Source organism: Oscillibacter sp. (assembly GCF_032018205.1).
Taxonomy (GTDB): domain Bacteria; phylum Bacillota; class Clostridia; order Oscillospirales; family Oscillospiraceae; genus Oscillibacter.
The window spans coordinates 1-11,427 of the sequence record NZ_DALZOY010000010.1 but is presented as its reverse complement, the minus strand read 5'-3'; the positions used below and the strand labels follow the sequence as shown (position 1 = coordinate 11,427).

The following is an 11,427-nucleotide window of genomic DNA, read 5'->3' as shown; positions in this document are numbered from 1 at the left end:
ACTACACAGCTCGTTTGGAGAGGAGTTGAATTTTAGATGGAGTTTGTGTGAAGTGATTTACGGCTGCGGCGGAAAGAGCACAGTTGCCCTGACGCCGTCATCGGTGTTGCAAATCTCGTACGCCGCGCCATGTCGGTCCAGAATCATGCTCACAAGATATAGGCCAAGGCCACTGCCGCCGGTCTCCCGGCTGCGGGATGCTTCTACACGGTAAAAGGCTTCAAACAGATGCGGCATCGCTTCCTCCGGGATATGCGCGTTATTGTTCTCCACGCCGAGCTGTATCCCCGCTTCGTTCAATTCCAGGCAAACAGAGATGCAGGAGCCGGACGGTGAATAGTTCATGGCGTTGGTAAGTAGATTTAGGATGGCGCGTCCTATCAGCGTTTCGTCCCCCATGACTGTCAGGCATGGCGCGATTTCTGCGCGGATGGTCTGCTGGCGCTGAATGGACAAATCCTCCGCAAGCTCGATCTGTGCCTTGAGAAGGCCGGAGAGCAGTATCACTTCCCGCTTGACCGCGCCGCCTGAGCGTTCCATCCGGGAGATGGTCAGCATCTCCTGCACCAGCGTTTCCATCCGTCCGGTGACGGCGAGGGAGCGAGCCAGATATTTGTCTCGATCCTGATAGACGTCCACCCCAGCCAGCATCCCGGAAAGCTGCCCACGCAGTACCGTGATGGGCGTTTTCAGCTCATGGGAGGCGGCGGCGAAGAAGGCAGTGCGCTGGCGCTCCAGCTCTCGTTCGTAGTCAATGTCCTCTTGTAGCGCTGCGTTGGCGGTTTTCAGGTCCGTCAATGCCGTGGACAGACTGCGGGACAGTTCATTCAGGTTTTGTCCTAAAATGCCGATCTCGTCTCCTCGGTTTTCTCCGCACTGCCATGAAAAATCCAGATCCGCCATCTTCTGAGAAATCCCGCTGATCCGGACGATGGGTCTTGTAATATAACGGGAGTAAAAAAGGGCACCCAGCAGGGAAATGGCGAGGATGACCACCGCAAGCCACGGCAGCACCCGCCCCATGGCCTCCACGGTCTGGTTAACCGCCGCGATGCTCACCGTCACCATCAGCTCATACGTCTCGCTGCTGTCGGCAAACGCAAACGGAACATTCCAGTCGGAATTGGAAATGGCCACTGCCGTGACGATGCCAACGAGCCCGCCCAAAGGGGAATCCTCACTCCATGCCGTGGCCGTTTGCGTATCGGATGCTATGAATTCATCCGATACCGTCGTGGTGATGACGTCACTCCTTGCCGTGGCCGTGTCCTCGGTCACAAAGTATGTCGGCACATCTACGATCTTGCCGCTTGCGTCAGTAATTCTCACATCGGCCCCTGTGTCCATGCGAAAGCTGTCCAGCAGCGGGCCGCTTTCCTCCAGAGTGGTGCTCTGCAGCCTGTTGGCCAGTTGATACGTCTGTTCCTGCAGTGCGTCTGTTGCAATGGACTGATAGGTGATGGGCGTGGCCCAGGCGATAAATAGATAGGTGATAGCGCAGGCTGCGAACAAAATCAGCGCGGTGATGAGAAAAATTCGCAGAGTCAGGCTGGAACGCACCCCTTCAAAGCACTTTTTCAATTCGGTATCCCACCCCTCGCACAGTTTCGATATAATCCCGCTCCAGTTTTTTTCGCAGGTTTTTGATGTGACTGTCCACAATGCGCTCGTCGCCCAGAAAATCATAATTCCATAACCGACCCAGCAGCATGGCGCGCGTCAGGACCCGCCCCTGATTTTGCAGCAGTTCCCGCAGCAGCTCAAATTCGCGGGTGGTCAGGTCCAATGGGCGGCCGTCAACGCTGGTGCGGTAGTCATCCAAATCAAGGATGATGTCCTTGTAGACGAGCTGATGGGTTTCCGTCTCTCCATCTGTCCGCCGAAGCACCGCGGCAATTTTCCGCAGCAGAATCTGAGTGGAAAAGGGCTTGGTCACGTAGTCGTCAATTTGCAGATCAAAGCCCCGAAGCTGGTTTTCCTCCGCGTCCAGCGCGGTCAACATGATAATGGGTACCGTCGATTCCTGCCGCACCAGTTCACACACGCCGTATCCGTCGATCTTTGGCAGCATCAAGTCCAGCAACAGCAGGTCCCATTTTTCTTTGTGAAAAAGCTCCAGCGCTGCCACGCCGTCCCCAGCGGTGCCTGTTTCATAACCAGCGTCCCGCAGATAGGCGCAGAGCAGCTCCTGAATGTCCGGCTCATCTTCTATAATTAAAATTCGCTTCATCGTATCACTCCTACTGGCAGTATAACACGACTTTTTGAATTTTGTATGGATTTGTATAAAAACGCCGTGGAAACCGAAACAGCCGATAGATGCTCTATGGAGGATCAAAATCATCTTGACCGCATGGGGCACTTCTTCCACTGTGACTACCGTTTTGAATAGGTTTGGAAGAATCCCGACAGCGGTCTTGAGAAAGCTATCCCGCTATCAAGCCGTGCTCTCTCCGAATTTCATCATGTATCTGAAAATAGCGCCTGTCGTGCAGCGATACAACGTATTCCGCAATCGCTGGTGTGGGGTCTGCTGGGATCGCAAAGACCAGAAAGAATGGTTTATGGCGGGCAACAGCGAGATGCAAAGATCGGCGGATTTTTTGTTGGACTGTATGTATCATGCATAGTGAATTATTAAAATTCATTGCGGAAAGAATGACCATTCTACTGACTGACAAGTTGTAGTAAAAGCGTTGAAAATTTTTTCTACCGGATACTCCAGAACAGCCTGTATGATAAAAATCGGATGGTCGTCATCGATATGCAAGTTTAAAAGCGCAGCTTCTTTGATTGATGCAATATCAGCGTCTTTTTGATTGCCGTTTGCTAGAGCTGAATATGTGATATAAATATTTTGATAGCGGCAATCTCGATTGATCAGTTGATAAATCATCTCAAAAAACAAATCCGGCAGTGCGTCAAAAACAAACAGATATTGTTTGCAGCGGGCGTCATGAACCATCAGCAGCTTACCGCCCTCCGAAATTGCCATTTCCCTGATCTCAGGAATTTTATCAGTCCACAAATTTGCGCCTCCGCGTGACATATCTTTAATCAAAATCACAGAAGGACTTCCCCTGAGCAACCGCTTAATTGTACTGCGAGCAACCCGATGAAATTTCTCTTCGTTTTCTATCTGCTCGGGTATGTTTTCCCTGTAGAAAAAAGAGGGAATTCCATAATAGCTGACGAATCCGGGCATAGCTTCATCGTCCCGAAAATCGCCCTGTGACAGGCGGAATTCATCCGGCTTGGGAGAAGTCCCTTCTTTTTTACTATGCCATAAGAACATATTCATTCTCCAATCTCCGTAATATCGATCATCCACTTGCCTAGGGAAGATCCGGCGTAAGAACCAGCCACGCCAAGGATTAATCCTCATCATGCAAATCATCATCAATCGTATTGGCAAGCTCAAGTGCGTCCAAGGCTGCACCCGCTACTAGAAATATGCGTCCGGCTGTTTATACAACCTTGGCGGAATGTTGAAAATCCTTTAAAATATCGTAGACTTCGTCGGGACGCAACGCACTCGCCGCTGTGGCTACAGGAGCCGCCAGCCGTTTTACATACATCATACAGTCCTCGAACTTGCTTTGCAAGGGCGTTTCGCCGGCCGGAGTCAATGAAACGAGGCTGGTTTTTATGCCCATGCAAATCGTCGTAGATTTCTTCGGTCAAGTCGCCTGCCCGTCTACCGGTTTCCCGCAATGCTTCATAGTAATTGGTCTCTGCTGACTGTCTGTAAACCATTGATATTGCTGGACTTCTCCGAATCATATAAGTTCACCCCGGTTAATAAAAATCCGTCGACTTTGAATCGACGGATTTTTGGTTTGCCTGTATTATGGGGGGCAGGAAGCAAGTCCTATAAGGACACGCAAAAGCAAATTGAGCGAGAGGAACAATCCGGATTTGTTATAATATCTGTGAAAACACTTAAATCTGCTGGGATGGTACGGATTAAATCCACAGAGTTATGAAATATATAATATTGGCATAGCGGGCAGTTGCTGGGAAATCTCCTTTCTCAAAAAGGACTCAACTTCTGCACGTACATCGTTCCGATAGCAGTATTTTCCACGACCGCGTCCGGTCATAGTCTCCTGGTTAAAAAGCCGTATGGCATTGGGGAAGGCATCTGTGTTAATGGCATTTTGCACGAAGCTGTACGTCATCAGTATGATTTCTATAAACCCATTTTGTCTGACCTTTTCGCTTAACTCGTCTGCAAGCTGCTCAATCAATTCCCCATAGAGCTTCTTCCAATCTGAAAGCAGAATCACTGGCGCAATTAGCAGTCCCACCCGATATCCGGCTTCTGCTACATCGTTAAGCGCGCGGATTCTCGCGCGCAGCGTTGATGTACCCAGCTCTATGCGCTGAATGATCTCTTCGGGATTCATGCTCATACGAAATATAGTCTTGCCTCTGTGATCAAGCGCAAGCAACGGCTCTACCATGTCAAATTTTGATGGGAAAGTCAGACTTCCGCGGCCTTCACGCGCAAAACGCTCAATTGTAATGTGTAAATTATCCGTGATGGCATTTTCCACTAATAGGTCGCTGTTGCTTCCAATTTCAAAAGTCTGAGGCACAACGGCCTGGGCATCTTTTTTAAGCAGTCTATCTAACATTTGCTCGCGGTTTACAAACAGGCGGAGGTACGCACATTTATTATAGTTGCAAACCAGATAGCAATATAGGCACATGGCGGGGCATCCAGAAGAGGTATATGGTACCAGCCAGTCGGATACCTTGTGGTTCGGCACATATCGGTGTGTCTTTCTCACTCCAACGATAAGATGCCGCTTTAGCTTCGGAAAATCCCGGTTATCCGCCGCTGTCAGTTCTGGTATACGGTTATGATTTTCAATTTCCATCCAAGGTAAGTTTGCATATTTGGACCGGAGCATTTGCCCCAGCTCATAATCAAGTGCATTTGGCTCGTAATACACTGTATCGAAGCGTATATCCATTTTAGCTCCTCCATATTATTGTATAGTGTGCCACAAATATCGGATGCTATCAAGAACCGATAAAACAGACGTGCGCACTGTTCTTTGCTTTCGGGAGAAACAAAAATGGCATTTGAAAACAAATGCGTAAATACTGCTTGCGACTATCTTCAAACAATTGATAATACTTGCCTTTATGCCTTATATTACACTCTGGCCAAAAGGCCACTGAAATCATTGATTTCAGTGGCCTTTTTTTGAAAAAGTTGGGATTTTGCATCTACGCCTGCCACTGATTTCGAGAGCTTTTGAGACCGACGTTTTCTTTGTTTATTGCTGTGCAGAATTTGAGGATGGCAGAGTTTGCATGAGGGCATAAAAATACTCGGGCTTGCCGGTGCTGAAATAGGCATACCAGGCTTCCAGCGTGTCCGCTTCGAAAACACCCAAACGTTTAATAATCTGCTTTGCCCATGCAAGTCCTCCGGTGGAACCTGCGGTAATCAGATTACCATCCGTCACGGACTGCTCATCCACATAGAAACTTGTCCCTTTGTAGCCGGGAGCAAACATTTCCAGGAATCCCGGCCCGTTGCTGGTATGGGGGCGGTTGTCCAGCAGCCCCGCACCTGCAAGCGCAGCGGTTGCCCCACAGATCGCGCAGACCGTAGTACCCACCGCAAGAAGTTCGCTTGCTTTTTTGATAATCGCGCCATGCTTCGGGTCATTCCATGTATTGGCCCCCGGCAACAACAGCACGCTGGTATCGCTCACAGCAATCTCATCAATCAGGCAATCAGGCACCACCGTCAGCCCGCCCATCGTATGGATCGGCGCTTTGGAAGCACCCACCGTTTTCAGCGATACCCGCGGTGCGCCCTTTTTGAAAAATCGACCAGAATTTAGTTCTGAAGTGACGTATCCCAGTTCCCAGTCGGCCAAGGTGTCCAGAACGTAAACATAAACTGTAAACATAAATTTCCTCCGTTTTCATTGCGTTTCTTACAGACTTATTGTACCATGGGATTGTTGACAACGGCATGGCAACAATCTGCAATGAAAAAGGGAGTTTTGGAGGGATGCCGTCAGATGAAAGTAGATAGACTTGTTAGCATTATTATGATACTCCTTGAAAAAGAGCGGATCGGCGCACAAGAGCTGGCAGATATGTTTGAAGTTTCGCCCCGCACAATCTACCGTGACATCGACGCCATCAACATGGCGGGGATTCCTGTTCGCGGAGCGGCGGGAGTGGGCGGCGGTTTTGAAATCATGCAGAAATACAAGCTTGATAAAAATGTTTTTTCCACCGCCGACCTTTCCGCTATATTGATGGGGCTTTCCAGTCTTTCCAACATGATACGGGGGAATGAACTGGTAAACGCCCTTGCGAAAGTCAAAAGTTTTATCCCCGCCGACAGAGCAAAAGATATTGAAGTAAAAGCAAATCAAATATGTATAGATTTAAGTCCATGGATGGGCAACAGGAACTTACAACCATATTTAGAAATAATCAAAACCGCTTTGCAGAAAAGCAGGCTGCTGACCTTTGAATATATAGCCCACCATGGAAATAAGACTGCGCGAACAGCCGAGCCGTATCAGCTTGTGTTGAAAAGCAACCACTGGTACTTACAGGGGTATTGCTATAAAAGAAATGCTTTCCGCTTATTCAAGCTGTCCCGCATGTCTAACCTGCAAATTCAGGAGGAGGTTTTCGCGCCGCGGGATTATGAAAAGCCGCAGTTGGAGTTTGACGGCATTTTGAAAACCATGCAGACAAAAATCAAAATTCGCGTCCACAAGTCTATCATGGACAGGGTGCTGGATTACTGTGCTTATGAAGACTTCTCTCCCGACGGAGAGGAGCATTTCATTGTAGACTTTCCCTTCATTGAAAATGAATATTGCTATGATATTCTTCTGAGTTTTGGGGATCAATGCGAATGCTTGGAACCGCACATTCGCAAGGAGATGAAGCGCAAAGCACGGGATATCGCCGCCCTATACGCTTAAACAATTCCTCCCTGACACAACTCCGCAAGGAAAGTCATGAGGCTGCCGGCGAACTGCGATAGAATAACAGCATACGGAAGGAGGCCGAAGAATGGATTGGATCACGGGAATCCAGCGGGCGCTGGACTATACCGAGGCGCACCTTACAGGCGAGGTAGACTATGAAGAGGTGGCGAAAGCGGCGTGCTCCTCGCCCTTTCACTTCCAGCGGATGTTCACCATGCTCTGCGGCTTTACGCTGGGCGACTACATCCGGATGCGCCGACTGGCCCTTGCCGCCGAGGACCTGATGCGCACGGGCAACAAGGTCATCGACATCGCGTATCGGTATGGATATGACACGCCCGAGAGCTTTTCCCGCGCATTTACCCGCTTTCACGGCGTCACGCCCACCCAGGCGCGGCACGGTGGTAGCGTCAAATCCTTCTCCCGGCTCTCCGTAAAACTGATTTTATCGGGAGGAACGACCATGGATTACAGAATCGAAAAGAAAGACGCATTCAAAATCATCTGCAAAAAGATTCAAGTAAGCAAGCCTCAGGGCGATACCGCCACAGAGGACATCTCCGCGTTTTGGGGGAAGTGCAGCACGGACGGCACAATGGAGCAGATTTGCAAGTGCGGCAAGTTTGACAGTCTGCACGGTGTTCTAGGCATTTGCTTTTCCGACGAACTGGCGGACTCCAGCTTTCCCTACGGCATTGGCGCGGAGTACAACGGCACGCCCCTGAACGGCGAGGGACTGGACGTCATCGACATTCCGGCTTACACCTACGCGGTGTTCATCTGCCGCGGCAAGATGCCCGACGCATTCAAGGACACCTATAAGAAGATTTGCACGGAGTTCTTCCCCCAGAGTAACTACGACTATGGCCACGGTGTAGAACTAGAGGTTTATCCCTCGGCGGATGTGCAGGATCCAAACTACACCTGCGAGATCTGGATTGCGGTCAAGGAGAAAAAGTAAGGGAGACGATGTTCTCTCGCAACACAAAGGCGGTATCCTGCAATTGACAGGATACCGCCTCGTTGTTTGTTCAATTTTTGGTGTCTGTCCGCCCCAGCAGATAATCCACGCTCACTTTATAAAAATCAGCGAGCTTAATAAGTGAAATACTGGGAACATCCAAAATCCCGCTCTCATAGCGAGAATACGTTGCCTGGCTGACACTCAACAACTCGGCGATATCCTTCTGCCCCAAGTCGTTGTCTTCCCGCAAATCCCGCAGTTTTTGATACAATGTCCTCACCTCAATGATATTGTAGATTATGCGGTTATTGCATATTGCGTTTTATGCAGTTTTCGTATGAACTATACCTTGAGGAGGGCTGAGCATGCCGGATTATAAAGAGATGTATCTAAAGCTGTTCCGTGCCACGGAGGAAGCGGTCAATTTGCTCATTGACGCCCAGCAGGTATGCGAGGAGATCTACATTACTGCGCCAGAACCAGAGTTAAAGATTGTTGCAATGCCGCAGCAGAACGGCGAAACGAAAAAAGACGGCTCAGACTGATTTTACAGTCCGAGCCGTCAGGCTGTTTTTCAAGGGAAAATCGTGATATCATGAGAAAAAGAATATCCGGAGGATTTTAAATATGGTTCGAGAGATTTGCAGGGACGAGGTCTTCCTCGCACAAAAGGCGGAAACGGCAACTGAGGCGGATATGCAGGTGGCGGAAGACCTGTTGGAAACGCTGATCGCCCACAAACACGATTGTGTAGGCATGGCGGCGAACATGGTTGGCGTGAACAAGCCATCATCGCCTTCGCGGGCGACGGGGCGTACATAGTAATGTTCAACCCTGAGGTTGTGAAAAGGTCCGGTCCGTATGACGCGGAGGAGGGGCGCCTGTCCCTTATCGGCGCCCGAAAAGCGAAGCGTTGGAAGTCCATTAAAGTGCGGTATCAGAACCCCGCCTTTCAGGAGCGCTTTAAGACCTTCACCGGCTGGACGGCGCAGATCATCCGGCACGAGATCGACCACTGCGAGGGAATCATTATCTGATCGTCAGTGAGCGAGAGATAAATCGGGATATGAGGGGGAATTTACGAATATGAAAAGGCAGATTGCGTTTTTGCGTGGCATCAATGTAAGTGGTAAAAACAAGATTCCAATGGCAGAATTAAAGGATGACTTTGAAGAACTCGGCTTTCAAGAAGTTAAAACCTATCTAAATAGCGGCAATGTAATTTTTTCAAGTGATGGAGATGACGTAAGGAGTCTTACAAACCAGATTGAAACAATGATAAAAAATCAATTTGGACTGGATATTCCGGTTTTTGTGATATTAAAAGAGGAACTTGAAGACATCTTGCGCAATGCACCTGATTGGTGGGGTGATGAAAATAAGGAAATCTATGATAACCTAATTTTTATGATGCCTCCGGCTACATTTGCTGAAGTGTTCAACCAGATTGGAGAACCCAAGGAAGAATTAGAAAAGATAAGGGACTACAAAGAAGTGGTATTTTGGTCTTTCAGTCGAAAAGATTATCAAAAAACAAATTGGTGGTCAAAGACGGCAAGTACAAGTATCAGCAAGAAACTGACAATCAGAACGGCAAACACCGTCAAAAAAATAGTTGGAATGTAATTGCGCTTGAAAGAGCCGCCTCCAGCGCCAGATCAATGTTACCAGCTTGCGGATCGCCGCCCTTTTCCCAGCAGTCAACTCGTGAGCGTTGAAGTTATTGACCGCAGGGCCTTTACCGAGGTGCTGTATCCAAAAATATCTATGATATGATTGACTGCTTTGTGCGGGTGTTTATGAAATGGAAAATCAGCTTGCAGGAGTTTATGGACTGGCTGAAGGAGTCTTGATTTTCGACAGATAAGCGTCATAGAGAGGAGAAAGTTGGATGCTGATTTTCTTATCCATGCTGGAATCCGATGCGGAACGGCAACTATTTTTAGAGCTTTACAATCAGTACGGAAGCGCAATGCTGCGGGTTGCCCAGCGCTATTTTCCAAAAAGCCAGCAGGACGCGGAGGACGCCGTCCAAAATGCATGGTTGAAGGCGGTGCAAAACTTTTCAAAAATTCTGGAGGTTTCCTGTAAGAAAAGGGGTGCTTACCTCGTCATCATAGTGAGGAACGAAGCGATTACAATTCTGCGAAAGCGCAAAGAAGAACTGCCCCTCGAGGATGCTTTTTCCGACGAAACAGCCGCCTTTGGAGACGGTGATGGAAAGTTGATTATTGAGATAATCCAAACAATGCCGGAAACCTTCCGCGCGGTATTGGAGATGCGCTTTGTAGAAGAGCGCAGTACAAAGGAAATCGCCAAGGCGCTCAATTTGAAGGAAACAACCGTCAACACGCGGATTCATCGAGGACGGGCAATCTTAATCAAAAAATTGCGAGAGGAGTATGCACGATGACAAACGATACAGAGCGTTCCGCATTGCGGGGGCTTTTTTTAGACGCTGCTGCCGTTGAATTTGCGGCGGAACTATCTGATACGAAGCCAGTCGCCGTATCCCCTCGCTTTCAGCGGCAGATGAACGCCATGCTGACAAATCCACAGCGTTGGGCAAAGCGCCGTGTTCGCCCTCTTTGGAAAAAGTGCGTGCAGACGGCGGCGGCAATCCTCTTGGTGTGCTCTTTGTCGTTGGGAACGCTGATGGCGGTCAGCCTCGACGTGCGCGCCGCCGTGATCCATTGGGTAACGGAGTGGTACGAGACGCACATCCTCTATCGCTATTCCGGGGAGCAAATTTCCGGGGAACTGCCCAAGTATGAAATCACCGCGCTGCCGGAGGGCTATGCGGAAACCGAGCGGATTGAAATGCCGTCGGCGCTCTATGTGACCTATGAAAATGTAGAAGGCAGGCGTTTGTATTTTGACTATACATATATACAGCAGGGGTCCGCGCTTGACATTTTAACAGAAGACGTGAAAACGCAGGATATCACGGTCAACGGTCTTGAAGGACAAATTTTCTTATCGCTTGATCCAAAGAACGATAACACGCTTACTTGGATCGATCCCAGCGCGAATCTTCAGTTTACGGTGCAAACACTTGCCGATGAATCCGCTCTTTTACACATAGCAGAGAGTGTTTCTTTGGTAGAATCGACAAAATAAAATAATTTTCACAAAATTTTTGAAAATTATGTAATAAATACACCTCCTCAAAGCGTTAACAGGATAAAGGCAAAATGAAAGCCTTACCCAACGCGGAGAGGAGGTGTATTTGATGAAGAGACGTATGTTTTCTTTGGCGGCACTGATGTTGCTGGTGTTATCGATTTCTGTTCAGGCCGCGCAGCTACGGGCTGCTGGCAATCCCAGTTTGTCTTTCAGTGGGACAACCGCAAACTGTTATGTGAATTATAGAAGCGCAAGCACTAGCGACAAGGTTTCCGCCACGCTGACCCTCTATCAGGGGATGATATTGTCAATATTACTTTACACTTTTTTCTCAAGGATGTTCGACCTACGCTG

The 11,427-nt window shown here is 48.9% G+C and carries 14 protein-coding genes and 2 pseudogenes; 9 read left to right on the top strand and 7 right to left on the bottom strand.

Translation table 11 applies throughout. The features are described 5' to 3' along the window. Nucleotides 1-57: 57 nt before the first annotated feature. Both RTU96_RS09040 and RTU96_RS09035 read right to left on the bottom strand, forming a co-directional pair. On the bottom strand, nucleotides 58-1,581 hold the full coding sequence (locus RTU96_RS09040; RefSeq protein WP_312636220.1) for an ATP-binding protein: 1,524 nt from the start codon (nucleotides 1,579-1,581) through the stop codon (nucleotides 58-60). After that, nucleotides 1,565-2,230 carry a response regulator transcription factor gene (locus RTU96_RS09035; RefSeq protein WP_312636219.1) on the bottom strand — a complete coding sequence of 222 codons (666 nt, stop codon included), beginning with the start codon at nucleotides 2,228-2,230 and terminating at the stop codon, nucleotides 1,565-1,567. Before RTU96_RS09035 ends, RTU96_RS09040 begins: the two co-directional genes overlap by 17 nt. Before the next feature lie 142 nt (nucleotides 2,231-2,372). Between RTU96_RS09035 and RTU96_RS14775 the strand changes: the two genes are divergently transcribed. After that, nucleotides 2,373-2,630: a DUF4417 domain-containing protein gene (locus RTU96_RS14775; protein WP_397356787.1), complete on the top strand. Its 258-nt coding sequence runs from the start codon at nucleotides 2,373-2,375 to the stop codon at nucleotides 2,628-2,630. Nucleotides 2,631-2,644: 14 nt separating this feature from the next. Here the strand turns inward: RTU96_RS14775 and RTU96_RS09030 are convergent, their stop codons facing one another. From RTU96_RS09030 to RTU96_RS09015, 4 genes are all read right to left on the bottom strand, one after another. Continuing rightward, nucleotides 2,645-3,301: a hypothetical protein gene (locus tag RTU96_RS09030; RefSeq protein WP_312636218.1), complete on the bottom strand. Its 657-nt coding sequence runs from the start codon at nucleotides 3,299-3,301 to the stop codon at nucleotides 2,645-2,647. A 166-nt stretch (nucleotides 3,302-3,467) separates the two neighbouring features. Further along, nucleotides 3,468-3,656: a hypothetical protein gene (locus tag RTU96_RS09025; RefSeq protein ID WP_312636217.1), complete on the bottom strand. Its 189-nt coding sequence runs from the start codon at nucleotides 3,654-3,656 to the stop codon at nucleotides 3,468-3,470. Nucleotides 3,657-3,980: 324 nt separating this feature from the next. Next, nucleotides 3,981-4,982, bottom strand: a complete 1,002-nt coding sequence (locus RTU96_RS09020; RefSeq protein ID WP_397356748.1) for an SPL family radical SAM protein — start codon at nucleotides 4,980-4,982, stop codon at nucleotides 3,981-3,983. Nucleotides 4,983-5,291: 309 nt separating this feature from the next. Continuing rightward, nucleotides 5,292-5,936 carry a DJ-1/PfpI family protein gene (locus tag RTU96_RS09015; protein ID WP_312636215.1) on the bottom strand — a complete coding sequence of 215 codons (645 nt, stop codon included), beginning with the start codon at nucleotides 5,934-5,936 and terminating at the stop codon, nucleotides 5,292-5,294. 114 nt (nucleotides 5,937-6,050) lie between these two features. Here RTU96_RS09015 and RTU96_RS09010 point away from each other — a divergent pair, with 114 nt between their 5' ends. Both RTU96_RS09010 and RTU96_RS09005 read left to right on the top strand, forming a co-directional pair. Continuing rightward, the gene (locus RTU96_RS09010) at nucleotides 6,051-6,977 is read left to right on the top strand and encodes a YafY family protein (protein WP_312636353.1); all 927 of its coding nucleotides are present in this window, start codon (nucleotides 6,051-6,053) and stop codon (nucleotides 6,975-6,977) included. 91 nt (nucleotides 6,978-7,068) lie between these two features. Further along, entirely contained in the window at nucleotides 7,069-7,944 is an 876-nt protein-coding gene (locus tag RTU96_RS09005; protein ID WP_312636214.1) for an AraC family transcriptional regulator, read from the top strand. 70 nt (nucleotides 7,945-8,014) lie between these two features. Here the strand turns inward: RTU96_RS09005 and RTU96_RS09000 are convergent, their stop codons facing one another. Beyond that, nucleotides 8,015-8,218: a helix-turn-helix transcriptional regulator gene (locus RTU96_RS09000; RefSeq protein ID WP_312636212.1), complete on the bottom strand. Its 204-nt coding sequence runs from the start codon at nucleotides 8,216-8,218 to the stop codon at nucleotides 8,015-8,017. A 94-nt stretch (nucleotides 8,219-8,312) separates the two neighbouring features. On the opposite strand from RTU96_RS09000, the gene RTU96_RS08995 reads away from it, so the two are divergent. The 6 genes and pseudogenes from RTU96_RS08995 to RTU96_RS08970 form a co-directional block, all read left to right on the top strand. Continuing rightward, a complete protein-coding gene (locus RTU96_RS08995; RefSeq protein ID WP_312636211.1) occupies nucleotides 8,313-8,492 on the top strand; it encodes a hypothetical protein in 180 nt (59 codons plus the stop codon). 82 nt (nucleotides 8,493-8,574) lie between these two features. After that, nucleotides 8,575-8,984, top strand: a pseudogene (locus tag RTU96_RS08990) (peptide deformylase). Nucleotides 8,985-9,033: 49 nt separating this feature from the next. Beyond that, nucleotides 9,034-9,573, top strand: a complete 540-nt coding sequence (locus RTU96_RS08985; RefSeq protein ID WP_312636209.1) for a DUF1697 domain-containing protein — start codon at nucleotides 9,034-9,036, stop codon at nucleotides 9,571-9,573. A 265-nt stretch (nucleotides 9,574-9,838) separates the two neighbouring features. Continuing rightward, a complete protein-coding gene (locus tag RTU96_RS08980; protein WP_312636207.1) occupies nucleotides 9,839-10,360 on the top strand; it encodes a sigma-70 family RNA polymerase sigma factor in 522 nt (173 codons plus the stop codon). Beyond that, nucleotides 10,357-11,067 (top strand): DUF4367 domain-containing protein, encoded by a 711-nt coding sequence (locus RTU96_RS08975; protein WP_312636206.1) that lies wholly within the window; start codon nucleotides 10,357-10,359, stop codon nucleotides 11,065-11,067. The genes RTU96_RS08980 and RTU96_RS08975 overlap by 4 nt, the downstream gene beginning before the upstream one ends. Nucleotides 11,068-11,179: 112 nt before the next feature. Continuing rightward, nucleotides 11,180-11,427: pseudogene (locus RTU96_RS08970) on the top strand (hypothetical protein); the annotation flags it as partial.